Origin of the sequence: Streptomyces daghestanicus, from assembly GCF_020521275.1 — a bacterium.
Classification (GTDB): domain Bacteria; phylum Actinomycetota; class Actinomycetes; order Streptomycetales; family Streptomycetaceae; genus Streptomyces; species Streptomyces griseoviridis.
Window position 1 is genome coordinate 584,044 of sequence record NZ_BNDX01000008.1, and the last position, 16,207, is coordinate 600,250.

At 72.2% G+C, this 16,207-nt stretch carries 16 protein-coding genes and 1 riboswitch; of the genes, 3 read left to right on the top strand and 13 right to left on the bottom strand.

What is annotated here, in order from left to right; all coding sequences use genetic code 11:
* The first annotated feature begins 11 nt into the window (after positions 1-11).
* A complete protein-coding gene (locus tag Sdagh_RS11980) occupies positions 12-1,142 on the top strand; it encodes an LOG family protein (protein ID WP_226535064.1) in 1,131 nt (376 codons plus the stop codon).
* 164 nt (positions 1,143-1,306) lie between these two features.
* Positions 1,307-2,020: an LAETG motif-containing sortase-dependent surface protein gene (locus tag Sdagh_RS11985; RefSeq protein ID WP_306888880.1), complete on the top strand. Its 714-nt coding sequence runs from the start codon at positions 1,307-1,309 to the stop codon at positions 2,018-2,020.
* Between the two features lie 84 nt (positions 2,021-2,104).
* On the opposite strand, the gene Sdagh_RS11990 is transcribed toward Sdagh_RS11985, so the two are convergent.
* The 11 genes from Sdagh_RS11990 to rpsB all read right to left on the bottom strand — a co-directional run bounded on the left by Sdagh_RS11990 (position 2,105) and on the right by rpsB (position 13,468).
* The gene (locus Sdagh_RS11990) at positions 2,105-2,908 is read right to left on the bottom strand and encodes a maleylpyruvate isomerase N-terminal domain-containing protein (protein ID WP_189419629.1); all 804 of its coding nucleotides are present in this window, start codon (positions 2,906-2,908) and stop codon (positions 2,105-2,107) included.
* Positions 2,909-2,968: 60 nt separating this feature from the next.
* Positions 2,969-3,988, bottom strand: a complete 1,020-nt coding sequence (locus tag Sdagh_RS11995; RefSeq protein WP_189419631.1) for an ABC transporter ATP-binding protein — start codon at positions 3,986-3,988, stop codon at positions 2,969-2,971.
* A 2-nt stretch (positions 3,989-3,990) separates the two neighbouring features.
* On the bottom strand, positions 3,991-5,655 hold the full coding sequence (locus tag Sdagh_RS12000; RefSeq protein ID WP_189419633.1) for an ABC transporter permease: 1,665 nt from the start codon (positions 5,653-5,655) through the stop codon (positions 3,991-3,993).
* Positions 5,631-6,710, bottom strand: a complete 1,080-nt coding sequence (locus Sdagh_RS12005; protein WP_226535067.1) for a thiamine ABC transporter substrate-binding protein — start codon at positions 6,708-6,710, stop codon at positions 5,631-5,633. The genes Sdagh_RS12000 and Sdagh_RS12005 overlap by 25 nt, the downstream gene beginning before the upstream one ends.
* A 78-nt stretch (positions 6,711-6,788) precedes the next feature.
* Positions 6,789-6,894: riboswitch (TPP riboswitch) on the bottom strand.
* Positions 6,895-6,920: 26 nt separating this feature from the next.
* Positions 6,921-8,027: a dual-specificity RNA methyltransferase RlmN gene (gene rlmN / locus Sdagh_RS12010; RefSeq protein WP_189419635.1), complete on the bottom strand. Its 1,107-nt coding sequence runs from the start codon at positions 8,025-8,027 to the stop codon at positions 6,921-6,923.
* 20 nt (positions 8,028-8,047) lie between these two features.
* On the bottom strand, positions 8,048-8,788 hold the full coding sequence (locus Sdagh_RS12015) for a hypothetical protein (RefSeq protein WP_190077410.1): 741 nt from the start codon (positions 8,786-8,788) through the stop codon (positions 8,048-8,050).
* Between the two features lie 75 nt (positions 8,789-8,863).
* Positions 8,864-9,994 (bottom strand): phosphatidate cytidylyltransferase, encoded by a 1,131-nt coding sequence (locus Sdagh_RS12020; RefSeq protein WP_189419639.1) that lies wholly within the window; start codon positions 9,992-9,994, stop codon positions 8,864-8,866.
* On the bottom strand, positions 9,994-10,551 hold the full coding sequence (gene frr, locus Sdagh_RS12025) for a ribosome recycling factor (RefSeq protein WP_189419641.1): 558 nt from the start codon (positions 10,549-10,551) through the stop codon (positions 9,994-9,996). The genes Sdagh_RS12020 and frr overlap by 1 nt, the downstream gene beginning before the upstream one ends.
* Before the next feature lie 130 nt (positions 10,552-10,681).
* Complete coding sequence (gene pyrH, locus Sdagh_RS12030) at positions 10,682-11,440, bottom strand: UMP kinase (RefSeq protein ID WP_189419643.1); 759 nt, start codon at positions 11,438-11,440, stop codon at positions 10,682-10,684.
* Positions 11,441-11,617: 177 nt separating this feature from the next.
* Positions 11,618-12,454, bottom strand: a complete 837-nt coding sequence (gene tsf, locus Sdagh_RS12035) for a translation elongation factor Ts (RefSeq protein WP_189419645.1) — start codon at positions 12,452-12,454, stop codon at positions 11,618-11,620.
* A 96-nt stretch (positions 12,455-12,550) separates the two neighbouring features.
* A complete protein-coding gene (rpsB, locus tag Sdagh_RS12040; protein ID WP_189419647.1) occupies positions 12,551-13,468 on the bottom strand; it encodes a 30S ribosomal protein S2 in 918 nt (305 codons plus the stop codon).
* A gap of 353 nt (positions 13,469-13,821) precedes the next feature.
* On the opposite strand from rpsB, the gene Sdagh_RS12045 reads away from it, so the two are divergent.
* Positions 13,822-14,394, top strand: coding sequence for a murein hydrolase activator EnvC family protein (locus Sdagh_RS12045; protein ID WP_372478442.1), 573 nt, complete (start codon positions 13,822-13,824; stop codon positions 14,392-14,394).
* Between the two features lie 261 nt (positions 14,395-14,655).
* Here Sdagh_RS12045 and Sdagh_RS12050 read toward each other — a convergent pair whose 3' ends face one another.
* A complete protein-coding gene (locus Sdagh_RS12050) occupies positions 14,656-15,213 on the bottom strand; it encodes a TetR/AcrR family transcriptional regulator (RefSeq protein WP_190011762.1) in 558 nt (185 codons plus the stop codon).
* Positions 15,214-15,345: 132 nt separating this feature from the next.
* A complete protein-coding gene (gene whiG, locus Sdagh_RS12055) occupies positions 15,346-16,191 on the bottom strand; it encodes an RNA polymerase sigma factor WhiG (RefSeq protein ID WP_189419651.1) in 846 nt (281 codons plus the stop codon).
* Positions 16,192-16,207: the final 16 nt, after the last annotated feature.

Consider the following 16,207-nt stretch of genomic DNA (forward strand, 5'->3'; position numbering starts at 1 on the left):
AGCATGAGCGGGTGGATGACATAGCGACGCCCGCTCAGCCGTATCACGCAGCCCACGACCGGGAGATCGAGTCCCTCGCCGATTTCGACGAGGTCCTCGCCCGTGAGGGGAGCCTCGCCCACCGCCGGGTCCAGGCCGTCGACCTGACGGCCCGTACGGAGGTGCTGCTCGGCGTCGACGCCACCGGCGCCGTCTTCCTCGGCTGCCCGATGGCCGAGGAGGCCGCCACCGCCGTACGGGCCGCCGGGGCACTGGTGTTCCCGCCGGTGCCGGGGCTGCCCTTCGACCCCTACCGCGCGGCCGTCTACTCGCCCGGCGAGCTGTACGCCTCCCTCGCCGAGGGGTACGAGGCGACCCCGGACGCCCTGGCCTACGCCTGGTTCCAGCGGACCAAGGCGGACGGTGACGTCTTCGCCTCCATGCTGCGCGCCGTGCACGACGACTCCGTCTCCGACGCCACCGACGAACTCCTCGCCGGGGCGCGGGTGGTGGGCGTCATGGGCGGTCACGCGATGGCCCGCGGCACCGAGGAGTACGCCGGTGCCGCGCGCCTCGGCCGGGAGCTGGCCCGCGCCGGGTTCACCGTGGCCACCGGCGGCGGCCCCGGCGCCATGGAGGCGGCCAACCTCGGCGCCTACGCGGCCCCGTTCGGGGACGCCATGCTGGACGAGGCGCTGCTGCTGCTCGCGAAGGCGCCGTCCTTCACGCCGTCGGTCGGCGCGTGGGCGCGCGCCGCCTTCGAAGTGCGTGAGCGCTGGCCGGGCGGTGGTTCCTCGGTCGGCATCCCGACCTGGTTCTACGGCCACGAGCCGCCGAACGCGTTCGCCTCGCACATAGCGAAGTACTTCGCCAACGCCACCCGCGAGGACGGGCTGCTGGCCCGGTCCGGCGCCGGTGTGGTGTTCCTGCCGGGCGCCGCCGGGACCGTACAGGAGATCTTCGACAACGCGACGCCGAACTACTACGGTTCGCGCGGTGAGCCCACGCCCATGGTGCTGGTGGACGAGGCGCACTGGACGGAGCGGCTGCCGGCGTGGCCGCTGCTGCGGGCGCTGGCGCGGGGCCGGTCGATGGAGGCGCGGATCACTCTGGTCGACCGGATCGATGACGCGCCGGCGGCGCTGAAACTTATCCGAGGTTAATAAGAGGGCAAAGTCAACGCCCTTACCCGACATGTGCGTTGACACCGGTCGGGCAATACCAATAGACCTGTGAGTCTCCTGGGACCGCAGTGTCACGAAAGTGTGTGCACCGGCCCCGGGTGAACCCCCCGCATCCGCGCATCCTGTAAAGGACCAACGTGCCCCTGCCCATACTCAGAAGCGCGGCCTCCCGCCGCAGCGTCCGCGCCCTCGGCGTGGCGACCGCCACGGCCGCCCTCGCCATCGGCGCCGCAGGCAACGCGCTCGCCTGCAACATCGGCGAGTTCTCCGCCGCCGCCTCGTGCGACGGCGACAAGGGTGTCATCACGGTCACCGATGTCGACGCCGCCGGCGTCAAGGCCACGGTGACCGTCTTCCGCCAGACCGACGGCGGCGAGGTCGAGGTCGGTTCGCAGGAGGTGGAGGGTTCCCGCGAGGGCACCACCATCACCTTCGCCGAGGACTGGAAGCCCAGCACCACGTACCGCGTCCACGTGCTGGCGAAGCCGTACGTGGACGAGGACATCAAGGGCGGCGTCACCACCCCGGCCACCGCCTGCGGCGGCGGCGAGGAGGAGGAGTCCCCGACTCCGACGCCGACCCCGTCCGAATCGTCCTCCACCCCGGCGGAGGAGGAGTCCGAGACCCCGGCCCCGGCTCCGTCGACGCCGGCGGCCTCCGCGAGCGAGTCCACCGTTCCGGCGACGGACACCGGGGAGAACGCCCCGTCCCCGGCGGCCGGTGACTCCAACCTCGCCGAGACCGGTGCCAACTCCAACACCGGTCTGATCGCCGGTGTCGCGGCGGCCCTGGTCGTCGTCGGCGGTGGCGCGGTGTTCTTCGGCATGCGCCGCCGTGGCGCGAGGAGCAACGGCTGACGATCCGTCGGCAGTACCGGCCGGCGATCCGTCGGCGGCCGGTGCGGCGGCCCGTCCCCTTCCCGGGGGCGGGCCGTCGCCGTGTCAGCCGAAGCTCGCCTTCTCCAGCCAGAACTCCAGCACCGCGCGGTCGCCGAGGACCTGCACCTCGGGGGTGTCCAGCGGCAGCCGCCGGTAGAGGACGAGCAGCACGGAGGTGAGCGGGCCGCGCAGCGCGACCGTCGCCTTCTCGTGGCCCCGGCGCCAGGTGATGCCCGCGTCGGGCAGTTCGATGACCCATTCGGCGTTCAGGGCGGGGTCGGTGTCGGTGGCGTGCAGGTGGATGGTGCGGCCGGGGGCCCGCAGGTCCTTCGCCGGCCCGTCCGGCAGGGCCCGCTGCACGAACCGCACGATCTCCAGCCACTCCTCCAGCGCGTCGGCCGCCACGTCGGGCGCGACCGGCTCGGGGGCGCGGCCCGCCGCGAGCGCCGCGTCGGCGCCGTGGACGACCAGTTCGTGGCACATCCGGCGGGCCCAGAACCCGGCGTCGTGCCGGCCCGCCCAGGACCAGGCGTACGCGTCGGGGCCGGCCGCCCGCAGCGCGCCGGCGACCACCGAGGCGGACTCCTCCAGCCACCGGGCCAGCGCGTCGGCGTCCCCGCGCTCCTCGGGGCCTTCGACGCCGGGCACCTGGTCCATGGGGATCTCGGCGGTGGCGCGGGTGCGGACGATGTGCTCCGTCCAGCGCAGCGCCCGGCCCACGTGCCGGACCAGGTCCTCCAGCGTCCAGTCCGGGCAGGTCGGCACCCGGGCCCCGGGGTCGGCGCCGGCGGCCGGCAACGCCCTGAACTTCTCTGCCTGGGCGAGGATTTCGTCGCAGTAGCGGTCGTGCGCGAGCGGCGTCGTCATGCGCTCACCCTACGAGCAGCGGGTCACCCGGCGCGGCAGCGTCCGCTCCCGGCGGAACGCTCACCCGAGCACGACCACGTCCGCCCCGTCGAACTCCACGCCGACCCGCTCCCCGGCCTCCGGCGCGTCCCGCAGCACGCAGGCCGCCTCCAGCGGGGGCGCGTCGCCCTCGGGGCGCAGGCGCACGGCGACGTGGGTGCCCTTGAAGGTGCGGGCGGCGACCGTGCAGCGCAGGCCCTCGCCGGGGGCGACGAGCCGGACGCCGGCCGGGCGGACCAGCACCGGCCGGGTGCCCTGCGGGCTGCCCGCCGGGACCGGCAGCTTGCCCCAGGGGGTGTCGGCGGCGTCCCCGGCGACGGTCGCCTCGACGACGTTGTCGAAGCCGAGGAACCGGGCGACGAACGCGTCGGCGGGCCGCTGCCACACCTCGGACGGTGTGCCCTGCTGGGCGATCCGCCCGTCCCGCATCACCACGACCCGGTCGGCCAGCGCGAACGCCTCGCCCTGGTCGTGGGTCACGGCGAGCACCGTGGTGCCCAGCCGGCCGAACAGCTCCCGCAACTCCACCACCAGCCGTTCCCGCAGCGAGCGGTCGAGCTGGCCGAGCGGCTCGTCCAGCATGAGCAGCCGGGGCCGGGGGGCCAGCGCCCGCGCGAGGGCGACCCGCTGCTGCTCGCCGCCGGAGAGCGCGGCCACCGACCGCCGTCCGGCGCCGGGCAGCCCGACCAGCTCCAGCAGCTCCGCGACCCGCGCCCGCTGTTCCCCGCGGGACGCGCCCCGGATGCGGGGTCCGAAGGCGACGTTCCCGGCGACGTCCCGCTGCGGGAAGAGCTGATGGTCCTGGAACATCAGGCCGACCTCCCGCCGGTGCGCGGGCACCCCGGTCTGGTCCCGGCCGTCGAGCAGCACCCGTCCGGCGTCCAGCGGCTGGAGTCCGGCGACCGTCCGCAGCAGTGTCGACTTGCCGCTGCCGCTGGGTCCGAGGACGCACACCACCTCGTGCTCGGCGACCGTGAGGTCGACGGCGTCGAGCACGGCCCGGCCGCCGAAGCGGACGGTCGCCCGTTCCAGGCTCAGCATCCTCAGAACTCCCCGCTCCGGTCGGTCCGCAGCCGCTCCAGCACCAGCAGCGCCACCGCGCACACGATCATCAGAATCGTCGAAAGGGCCATCGCCTGGCCGTAGTTCATGTCCCCCGGCCGGCCCAGCAGCCGGGCCACGGCCACCGGCAGCGTCGGGTTGTCGGGCCGCGCGATGAACACCGTCGCCCCGAACTCGCCCAGCGACACCGCGAAGGCGAAGCCGGCCGCGACGAGCAGTGCCCGCCGCACCAGCGGCAGGTCCACCTCCCGCCAGACCCGCCACGGCGACGCGCCGAGCACGGCCGCCGCCTCCCGCAGCCGTCCGTCCACCGCCCGCAGCACCGGCAGCATGGTCCGTACGACGAAGGGGACCCCGACCAGTGCCTGCGCGAGCGGCACCAGGACCCAGGAGGAGCGCAGGTCCAGCGGCGGCTCGTCCAGCGCGATCAGGAACCCGAAGCCGACGGTCACCGCGGACACCCCGAGCGGCAGCATCAGCAGCGCGTCGAAGCCCCGCACCAGCCGGCCCGCGTCCCGCCGGGCCAGCGCCGCGGCCGCGAGCCCGCCGATCAGCACGGCGATCCCGGTCGCGGCGAGGGCGTACGTCAGCGAGGTGCCGACGGCGTCGATCGGCGGGACGAGGAACGTGCCGCCGTCCTCACGGGTGAGCGCCCGGTAGTAGCCGAACCCGCCGTCCCCGAAGGACCGCTGTACCAGCACGGCCAGCGGCAGCAGGATCAGCACCGGCACGGTGAGCAGCACTCCGCCCAGCAGCGCCCACTGCCCGCCGCCGCGCGGCCGGCGCGCGGTCGCCGCCGCGTCGACCAGTCTCAGCGCGGTCTCCCGCCGCCGTACGGTCGCGGCGTGCACGGCGAGGATCGCGGCGACCGCGGCGAACTGGACCAGGGTCAGCACCGCCGCGGTGCCGAGGTCGAAGAGCTGGGAGGTCTGCCGGTAGATCTCCACCTCCAGGGTGGCGAAGGTGGGTCCGCCGAGGATCTGCACGACGCCGAAGGAGGTGAAGGTGAACAGGAACACCATCAGCGCGGCGGCGGCCACGGCGGGTGCGAGCGCCGGCAGGGTGACCCGCCGCCAGGCCCGGAAGGGCGACGCGCCGAGCATCCGCGCGGCCTCCTCCTGCCGGGGGTCGAGCTGCGCCCACAGGCCGCCGACGGTGCGGACGACGACGGCGTAGTTGAAGAAGACGTGCGCGAGCAGGATCGCCCACACGGTCGTGTCCAGCCGTACGCCCCACAGGTCGTCCAGCAGCCCGCCCCGGCCGACCAGGGCCAGGAACGCCGTGCCGACCACCACGGTCGGCAGCACGAACGGCACGGTGACCACGGCCCGCAGCACCTGCTTGCCGGGGAAGTCGAGGCGGGCGAAGACGTACGCGGCGGGGAGGGCGATCAGCAGGGTGAGGGCGGTGGAGGCGAGCGCCTGCCAGGTGGTGAACCACAGCACGTGCCGTACGTCGGCGGAGGCGGCCACCTCGGTGATCCGCCCGAGGTGCCAGCCGTCGCCGTCCTTCAGTCCCCGGGCGACGATCGCGGCGACCGGGTAGGCGAAGAAGACGGCGAAGAACGCCACGGGCCCGGCGACCAGGCCGAGCCGCGCGGCGCCCGCCCGCCGCCGGGCGGCTACTTCAGTACGAGCGAGGTCCACGACTTGACCCAGTCGTCACGGTGTGCGGCGATCTTCGCCGGGTCCATGGTCTCCGGATCGGTGACGTCCGGCATGTTGGCGGTGTACACGGCGGGCAGCTTCGCGTCGCCGAGCACCGGGTTGACGAACATGTTCAGCGGCATGTCCTCCTGGAACGTCCTGCTGATCAGGAAGTCGAGGAGCGCCTTGCCGCCCTCGGGGTTCCTGGCATTGCTCAGCAGGCCCGCGAACTCGGTCTGCCGGAAGCAGGTGCCCGTGGCGACGCCGGTGGGCGCGGTGTCGGGCTGCGGGTCGGCGTAGACGACCTCGACGGGCGGTGAGGAGGCGTAGGAGACGACGAGCGGCCGGTCACCGCCGGTCTTCCTGCCGCCGGCCGACCCGGAGAACTCCTCGTTGTACGCCTGCTCCCAGCCGTCGACCACCTTCACCCCGTTGGCCTTGAGCTTCTTCCAGTACGCCTCCCAGCCCCCGTCGCCGTACGCGGCGGCGGTGCCGAGCAGGAAGCCGAGGCCGGGCGAGGAGGTCCCGGCGTTCTCGGTGACCAGCAGGTCCTTGTACGCGGGCTCCGCGAGGTCCGCGAAGGTCTTCGGCGGGTCGAGCTTGTGCTCGGCGAAGTAGGCCTTGTCGTAGTTGACGCAGATGTCGCCGTAGTCGACGGGCGTGACCCGGTTCCGGTCGTCGAGCCGGTAGCGCCGGTCGATGCCGTCCAGTCCCTTCGCCGCGTACGGCTGGAACAGGCCGTTGTCGAGGGCGCGGGAGAGCAGGGTGTTGTCGACGCCGAAGAGGACGTCGCCCTGGGGGTTGTCCTTGGTGAGGACGGCCTTGTTGACGGCCTGCCCGGCGTCGCCGTCCTCCAGGACCCTGACCTTGTAGCCGGAGCTCTTCTCGAAGGCGGCGATGACGTTCTTCGACGCGGCCCACGAGTCGTGGCTGACCAGGGTGACGGTTCCGCTGTCCCCGGCCGTCTCGTCGCCGGACGAGGACCCGCACGCGGACACGGCGACCAGGCCCAGTCCGACGACCGCGGCGGCCATGCCCTTCTTGGTGATGCTCACTGATTCCTCCTGGGACGTCCAGGAGAAGACGCGGCCCTGCCCGGAGCCCCTCGCGGGGTGCCGGGCAGGGCGCAACAGCTCGAGTGGTGACCGATCTCCCTACCCAGAATGACCTGGGCCAGGTTCGGAGGGTCTGCGGCCGGTGCCGCACTCTCAGCGCTGTGGCGCTCCCCTGTCGGAATATGAAGATGTGTTCTTACGTCGGTCAGGTTACCGCTCGCTGGCGGCGAGCTGGCCACACGCCCCGTCGATCTCCTGCCCGCGCGTGTCCCGGATGGTCACCGGCACGCCGTGGGCGGCGATCGCCTCCACGAACGCCTTCTCGTCCTCGGGCCGCGAGGCGGTCCACTTGGAGCCGGGCGTCGGGTTGAGCGGGATGAGGTTGACGTGCACGGGCTTGCCCCTGAGCAGCCGCCCGAGCCGGTCACCGCGCCACGCCTGGTCGTTGATGTCGCGGATGAGGGCGTACTCGATGGAGAGCCGGCGCCCGGACCTGGCCGCGTACTCCAGTCCGGCGTCGAGCACCTCGCGCACCTTCCACCGGGTGTTGACCGGCACGAGGGTGTCGCGCAGCTCGTCGTCGGGGGCGTGCAGGGAGATCGCGAGCCGGCACTTGAAGCCCTCGTCGGCGAACCGGTGGATGGCCGGGACGAGCCCGACCGTCGACACGGTGATCCCCCGCTGCGACAGCCCGAGGCCGTCGGGCTCGGGGTCGGTGAGCCGCCGGATGGCGCCGACGACCCGGTTGTAGTTGGCGAGCGGCTCGCCCATCCCCATGAACACGATGTTGCTGAGCCGGGCCGGCCCGCCGGGGACCTCCCCGTCCCTGAGCGCCCGCATGCCGTCGACGATCTGGTGCACGATCTCCGCGGTCGACAGGTTCCGGTCGAGGCCGGCCTGCCCGGTGGCGCAGAACGGGCAGTTCATCCCGCAGCCCGCCTGGGAGCTGATGCACATGGTCACCCGGTCCGGGTACCGCATGAGCACCGACTCGACCAGCGTCCCGTCGAACAGCCGCCACAGCGTCTTGCGGGTGGTGCCCTCGTCGGTCGCCAGGTGCCGCACGACGGTCATCAGCTCGGGCAGCAGCGCGTCGCGCAGCCGCTCCCGCGAACCGGCGGGGATGTCGGTCCACTGCTCCGGCTCGTGCGCGTACCGCGCGAAGTAGTGCTGCGACAGCTGCTTCGCCCGGAACGCCTTCTCACCGGCCGCGACGACCGCCTCCTTGCGCTCGGCGGGCGAAAGATCGGCGAGATGCCGCGGCGGCTTCTTGGCTCCGCGCGGCGCGACAAAGATGAGTTCTCCGGGCTTAGGCATGGCCTTACCAGTGTCGCAGATCAAATCCCGTGCCCCGGGGCGCGAGGAGACCCCTGGTCGTCGCGGGACGGTTCGTGCAGGGCCGTCGGGAACACCACCCGGCCGACCCGGTCATCCACGACCGCCGGACCGGTCGGGGGTTCGGTGCGGGCGAGTGCCTGCCAGGCACCGAGGGCGAGCCGGGCCAGTTCCGGTATGTGCTGCGCATGGACGGCGCCACGGGAACGGCTGCGGGCGAGATCACGCGGCTGCCAGTCACCGGACGTCCGGCGACGGCGGCTGTTCAGTGGCGGAGCCGTCGCCACCTGCAGCGTGTGCTCCAGCGCCAGGCCGCACACGTCGAGGCCCATCCGCTCGACCGCCGCCTGCTCGGCCTCCGGGGCTGCGGGGAGCAGCAGCGGCCAGCGGATCACCACCACCCTCTCCCACACCTCGGGCGGCACCGTGTTGGCCAGGTGGTGGCTCTCGCCCACGGGAAGGTCTCGAAGCCGGCGCTCGGCCTCCTGGGTCTGGCCCACGTAACAGAGCCCTGCCCCGGAGGCGAACACCCCGTACAGCACCGGGCCGATCACGGCGGAGCGGCCTTCGCCGGCGCTGGTCAGCAGGGCCGCCACCCGGTGGGCGAACCGGTAGCGGCGCTCCTGCCACTGCGCCAGCAGTGCGGCGTCCGCGAGCAGCGTCGTCAGCGAGGACCGCCAGGTGCGGTAGGCGTCCTCGTACGCCGGGTCGTCGACCGGCCCGTGCTCCAAGAGATCAGTCATGCACCGCAGGGTAGACGGACGGCGTCGGGCCCCGTCCTTGCAGGAGGACGGGGCCCGTCGAGCGCTGGGGGACGGTCAGCCCGACCCCACGAAGATCACCAGTAGGAGCCAGACCACCGGTGCCGTCGGCAGCAGGGAGTCCAGGCGGTCCATGATGCCGCCGTGGCCCGGGAGCAGGGTGCCCATGTCCTTGATGCCGAGGTCGCGCTTGATCATCGACTCGCCGAGGTCGCCCAGCGTGGCGCTGACGGCGACGGCCAGGCCCAGGAGGAGGCCCTGCCACCAGGCGCCGTCGTCGATGAGGAACTGCGTGCACAGCGCGCCGGCGGCCATCGCGAACGTCACCGCGCCGACCAGGCCCTCGCGGGTCTTGCCGGGGCTGATCCGCGGGGCCAGCTTCTTCTTGCCGAAGCGCCAGCCGACGGCGTACGCGCCGGTGTCGCTGACGACGGTCAGTATCAGGAAGACCAGCACCCGCCACGGCCCGTCGTCCGCGGCCAGCATCATGGCGACGAACGTGGCCAGGAACGGCACGTAGAACGCGGCGAAGACGCCCGCCGTGACGTCCCGCAGGTAGTCCTGCGGCGGCTGTGCCATCCGCCAGACGAGGACCGCGAGCGCCGTCAGCGCCATGGCGACCCACGCCCCGTCGGCGCCCCGCGCGTAACCGGCGACGATCATGGCCGCACCGCCGACCGCGAGCGGGACGAGCGGCGCGCGGATGCCCTTGCGCTCCTCCAGCCGCTTGGTCAGCTCCCACAGCCCGACCACGACGGCGACGACGATCACGCCGACGAAGACGGCCTTGACCACGAACAGCGACGCGATGATGACCACGCCGAGCCCGACCCCGACCCCTATGGCGGCACCCAGGTCGCGCCCCGCGGTCTTCTTCTGCGGCGGGGGCGCCGGCTGCGGGGCGTCGTGCATGGGCTCCGGATTCCCCGGCACGGCCGCGTACGGCTGCGGCCGCGCCGGCGAGGTCTCGTCTCGGAACGGGGGTCCGCCCCGCGGAGCGGCCCCCCGCCCCTCATCCTGGTCTCCGCCGAAGTCGGGTACGTCGGGCACGATGGGCATGGGGCGAGTCTGCTGCGCGTACGGCGCATCGTACGCGGGACCCGCCGGGGCAGCCCCCTGGACAGGTCCCTGCTCGGACGGGCCCCAGTACCCGGCTTGTGGCGGCGCCCCCCAGGAAGAGTCGTTCATCAGACCTCGAGCAGCTCCGCTTCCTTGTGCTTGAGGAGCTCGTCCACCTGGGCGACGTACTTCGCGGTGGTGTCGTCGAGTTCCTTCTCCGCGCGGCGGCCCTCGTCCTCGCCGACCTCGCCGTCCTTGACGAGCTTGTCGATGGCGTCCTTGGCCTTGCGGCGCACGGAACGGATGGAGACCTTGGCGTCCTCGCCCTTGCTCCTGGCGACCTTGATGTACTCGCGGCGGCGCTCCTCGGTCAGTTCGGGGAACGTCACGCGGATGATGTTGCCGTCGTTGCTCGGGTTGACACCGAGGTCGGAGTCACGGATCGCCTGCTCGATGTTGCGCAGGGCGGTCTTGTCGAACGGCGTGACCACGGCCATCCGCGGCTCGGGCACGGAGAACGAGGCCAGCTGATTGATCGGCGTCGGCGCGCCGTAGTAGTCGGCCACGATCTTGTTGAACATCGCCGGGTGCGCACGGCCGGTGCGGATCGCGGCGAAGTCCTCCTTGGCGACCACGACGGCCTTCTCCATCTTCTCCTCGGCTTCGAGGAGGCTCTCTTCGATCACCACTTGCTCCTGCGTGTCTTGAGTAGGCCCGGCCGCTGTTCCCCCGCGAGGGGTGGCGGCCGGCTGCGTCGCGTCTTCTTCCTGCACGGTTCCCGACCGGCAGGACATTGTCCATCCCCCGGCCAGGGGGTCAGTCACGGCTGTTCTGGTCCCCCACGAGCGTGCCGATCTTCTCACCCTTGACGGCGCGGGCGATATTGCCCTCCTTCAGGAGCTCGAAGACCACGATGGGCAGCTTGTTGTCACGGCAGAGCGTGACCGCCGTGGCGTCGGCGACCTTCAGGTCCCGGGTGATGACCTCGCCGTACCCGAGGGCGTCGAACTTCACCGCGTCCGGGTTGGTCTTCGGGTCGGAGTCGTAGACCCCGTCCACGCCGTTCTTGCCCATCAGCAGCGCCTCGGCGTCGATCTCCAGGGCGCGCTGCGCGGCGGTGGTGTCGGTGGAGAAGTACGGCATGCCCATGCCGGCGCCGAAGATGACCACGCGCCCCTTCTCCAGGTGGCGCACGGCGCGCAGCGGGATGTAGGGCTCGGCGACCTGGCCCATGGTGATGGCGGTCTGCACGCGGCAGTCGACGCCCTCCTTCTCCAGGAAGTCCTGGAGGGCGAGGCAGTTCATGACGGTGCCGAGCATGCCCATGTAGTCGGAGCGGGCCCGGTCCATGCCGCGCACCTGCAGTTCGGCGCCGCGGAAGAAGTTCCCGCCGCCGATGACGATCGCGATCTGCGCGCCGTCCCGGACGACGGCCGCGATCTCGCGCGCGATGGCGTGCACCACGTCGGGGTCGACGCCCAGGCCCCCGCCGCCGGAGAAGGCCTCTCCGGACAGCTTCAGCAGAAACCGGCCGCTTACTTTGCCGTCGTCGCTCTTCTCGGCCTTGGTGGTCATGGAGATCTCGCCTCTTTTACGTGGGTCACACATACGAAGGAGGCCATTGCCGGGGGGTGGTTCTCATCCCTGCGCGGCAATGGCCTCCTCGTCAGATCTGCTGTCGTCCGCGACGCGCGGGTGCGCGGACGACTGCTGCCGACCCTACCGGGGCCGGGTGTCCGTCGCGGTGCGGACTCAGATGCCGACCTTGATGCGCGAGAAGCGCTTCAGGGTGACACCGGCCTCGTCCAGGACCTTCTGGACGGACTTCTTGTTGTCCAGCGCGTACGGCTGGCCGAGGAGCGTGGCGTCCTTGAAGAAGCCGTTGAGGCGGCCCTCGACGATCTTCGGCAGGGCGGCCTCGGGCTTGCCCTCGGCGCGGGTGGTCTCCTCGGCGATGCGACGCTCGGACTCGACGACCTCGGCCGGCACGTCCTCCTTGGAGAGGTACTTCGGCGCGAAGGCGGCGATGTGCTGGGCGACGCCCTTGGCGATCTCGGCGTTCGGCTTGTCGAGCTCGACGAGGACACCGATCTGCGGGGGCAGGTCGGGCATCGTGCGGTGCATGTAGGCGGTGACGTAGCCGTCGGCGAACTGCGCGAAGCGGTCCAGGACGATCTTCTCGCCGAGGTTGGCGTTGGCCTCGTCGACGTACGCCTGGACGGTCTTGCCGGCCTCGATCTCGGAGGCGAGCAGCGCGTCGAGGTCGGCCGGGGAGGTCTTGGCGACGTGCTCGGCGATCGTGGTGGCGACGGCCTGGAACTTCTCGCCCTTGGCGACGAAGTCCGTCTCGCACTTCAGCTCGACGATGACACCGGAGGAGTTGTCGTCGGCGATGATCGAGACCACGGCGCCGTTCTCGGCGGAGCGGCCCTCGCGCTTGGCGACGCCCTTCTGGCCCTTGATGCGGAGCGCCTCGACGGCCTTCTCGACGTTGCCCTCGGCCTCGTCCAGCGCCTTCTTGCAGTCCATCATGCCGGCGCCCGTGAGCTCACGGAGCTTCTTGACGTCGGCGGCGGTGTAGTTCGCCATGATTCAGGAATCTCTCTCGAAGTCTGAAGATCTACGGGCCGAAACGGCGGGGGCTTCGTGGGCCCCCGCCGTCCAGAACCCGAAGGGTGTGAGGGGTCAGGCCTGCTCGGCGTCCGCGGCGGGGGCCTCGGCGGCCGGAGCCTCGGCGGCGGCCTCGGCAGCCGGCGCCTCCTCGGCGGCGGGGGCCTCGGCGGGCTTCTCGGCCTCGGCCTCGGCGGCGGCCGGGGTCTCCTCGGCCTTCTTCTCGCCCTCGAGCAGGTCGCGCTCCCACTCGGCCAGCGGCTCGCCCGCGGCCTTCTCGCCCTTGCCCTCGGTGGCGACACCGGAGCGGGCGATGAGGCCCTCGGCGACCGCGTCCGCGATCACACGGGTGAGCAGGGTGACGGAGCGGATCGCGTCGTCGTTGCCCGGGATCTTGTAGTCGACCTCGTCGGGGTCGCAGTTGGTGTCGAGGATCGCGACGACCGGAATGTTCAGCTTCCGGGCCTCACCAACGGCGATGTGCTCCTTCTTGGTGTCCACGATCCAGACGGCGCTGGGAACCTTGGACATCTCGCGGATACCACCGAGGGTCTTCTCCAGCTTGGCCTTCTCGCGCGAGAGCACGAGAAGCTCCTTCTTGGTCAGACCGGACGCGGCGACGTCCTCGAAGTCGATCTGCTCGAGCTCCTTGAGGCGCTGCAGACGCTTGTAGACGGTCGAGAAGTTGGTGAGCATGCCGCCCAGCCAGCGCTGGTTGACGTAGGGCATGCCGACGCGGGTGGCCTGCTCGGCGATGGCCTCCTGCGCCTGCTTCTTCGTGCCGACGAACATGACCGTGCCGCCGTGGGCGACGGTCTCCTTGACGAACTCGTAGGCGCGGTCGATGTACGACAGCGACTGGAGCAGGTCGATGATGTAGATGCCGTTGCGCTCGGTGAAGATGAAGCGCTTCATCTTCGGGTTCCAGCGACGGGTCTGGTGACCGAAGTGGACGCCGCTCTCCAGCAGCTCCCGCATCGTGACGACGGCCATGGCCGTATCTCCTTGAAGTTCTCGGTTGTGCCGCGGGAACCGGACGGCTCCCGCGCCTGACGCCCGCTTGCGCCGTGCCACTGAGGACCGAGGGGCGCTGACGCAAGACGTGGTGCTGTCTCGCGCCGGGGCGTGCGAAGTCGACCCGGTGACCCGGGTCGCCACCAGAAGTGTACGGGACCCGGAGAGCACCGGGTGACGCCGATATCCACAACCCGCGAGTTGTCCACAGCCCCGAGCAGGCACAGGCCCCTCCGCGGCACGGTTCCCCCATGCGAGAACAGCCACGACGACGACCGTCACGTACGGAACCGCACCGGCGCCGCGCGGCACGGCGCCGCACCGGGATACGAGTGCGCGCCTGGCCGGCGCTGCTGGTGCCGGCCGCGCTGCTGCCGGCGCTCATCCCGGCCCCCGTGCCGCCACACCCCCCGCCACGGCCGGCCGCGGCCTCCGACCCGCTGGTCCCGGCCGTCGCCCGGACCTGGCCGCTCGCGGGACGGCCCACCGTCCTGCGGGGCTGGTCCCCACCGGCGACGCCCTACGGACCGGGCCACCGCGGAGTGGACCTGGCCGCCGCGCCGGGGACGGCGGTACGGGCGGTGGCGGCGGGCCGGGTGACCTTCGCCGGCCGGGTGGCGGGCCGGGGCGTGATCTCGGTGGAACTGGCGGACACGGGCACCGACCCACCCCTGCGCACGACCTACGAGCCGGTACGGGCCTCCGTCCGGAAGGGCGACACGGTGAACCCCGGCACCCCGGTCGGCACCCTGGAGCCCTCCGCCGCCCACTGCCCGGACGGCTGCCTCCACTGGGGCCTGCGCAGCGGCAGCGCCTACCTGAACCCCCTGTCCCTGCTCCCGCCCTGGCTCCTCGGGGGCGCCCCACCCCGGCTGCTGCCGGTGCTGGGGGTTCCACTGCCATGACGGGGGGCGGCCGGAGCGGGTGGGAGGAGGGGGGGAGACGCCCGGTAGGGGGTGGGAACGGCCGGCGGACGGTGCGGACGGCCGGTGGACGGCCGGCGGGCGGTGCGGACGGCCGGTTCGGGGTGACCGGGAGGGGTGGCGGGGCGGGCCTGTGCGCTGACGGCTGGGGTGGGGCGGGTGGCGGGGAGGGGTGGGTGGGGGGAGGGGGAGGGGGAGGGACCCTCCCCCGAGGAAGCTCCCCGACGCCCGGTCCCGCCTCCCTCAGCCCCCCACCCCCCGCAGCACCATCGACACCGCCGCCTCGGTGATCACGGTCGGGTCCTCCGCCGCGCCCAGTTCGATCCGCCGTACCGCCGCGTCGACGACGCCCTGGAGCAGCATCGCCGCCAGCCGTGGCTGGTCGTGTCCCATGGCTCCGAGCGCTTCGACGATCATGGCCACCAGTCCGCCGTGGGCGGCCCGGATCTTCTCCCGGGCGCCGGCGTCCAGTTCGCTGGCGGAGATGGCGACGACGGCGCGGTGCCGCCGGTCGCCGACCAGTTCCAGTTGCTTGCGTACGTAGGCTTCGACCTGGTCCTCCGGCCGGTCGGCCGCGGCCATGGCGGCTTCCACCTCGGCCGCCCAGACCGGGAAGTCGACCGCGCAGAGTTCTTCCACGACCGCGGCGCGCGACCGGAAGTACTCGTACACGGAGGACCGCGCGAGGCCCGTCCGCTCGGCGAGGGCGGGGAAGGTCAGTGCCTCCGTCCCGCCTTCGGACAGCAGGGAGCGTGCCGCGTCCAGCAGGGCGGCACGCTGCATCGACCGGTGCTCGGCCACAGAGGCCGCTCGAATCCTTGGCACGTCAACCACTGTACGGACGCGTCGCCCCGGACGGGAGACGCCGTCCCGGGACGGCTGTCCGGGACGGCTCCTCGGCGCCCCGGCGGGCCTCGGTCGGCGGGACGGGGGTCAGCGTCCGAATCCGGCCAGCTTCGCCCGCAGTTGCAGTACGGACTTGGTGTGGATCTGGCTGACCCGGCTCTCGGTCACCCCGAGCACGTGGCCGATCTCGGCCAGGGTGAGCCCTTCGTAGTAGTAGAGCGTGACGACGGTCTTCTCGCGTTCCGGGAGGGTGTTGATCGCGCGGGCGAGGAAGCGGCGCAGTTCCCGGTCCTCGGCCACCTCCACCGGATTGTCGGCGGCGGTGTCCTCCAGGGTGTCCATGAGGCTGAGCCGGTCACCGCCGCCGTCTCCGCCGGCGTGCAGCAGTTCTTCCAGCGCCACCACGTTGGCCAGGGACAACTGGCTGAAGACCGCGTGCAGTTCCTCGACGGCGATGCCCATCTCGTCGGCGACCTCCCCTTCCGTGGGGGTACGGCGCAGGCGTGCCTCCAGGGTGGCGTAGGCGCGTTCCACGCTGCGGGCCTTCTGCCGGACGGAGCGCGGGATCCAGTCCAGGGCCCGCAGTTCGTCGATCATGGCGCCCCGGATGCGGGTGATCGCGTACGTCTCGAACTTGATCTCGCGGCCGAGGTCGAACTTCTCGATCGCGTCGATCAGCCCGAACACTCCGGACGACACGAAGTCCGCCTGTTCGACGTTGGGCGGCAGACCCACGCTCACCCGGCCCGCCACGTACTTCACCAGGGGCGAGTAGTGCAGGATCAGCTGTTCCCGCAGCCGTTCGTCCCCCGTCGTCTTGTACGACCGCCACAGCTCGTCGAGCGTCGAGGGGGCGGGCGGCCGCACGCTGCCACCGTCGCGGGCGGCTGGGGGGACCGCCGCCCGTCCGGGCCCGGAGGTGTGCTGGGGCATTCGTCGCCTTGTGCCG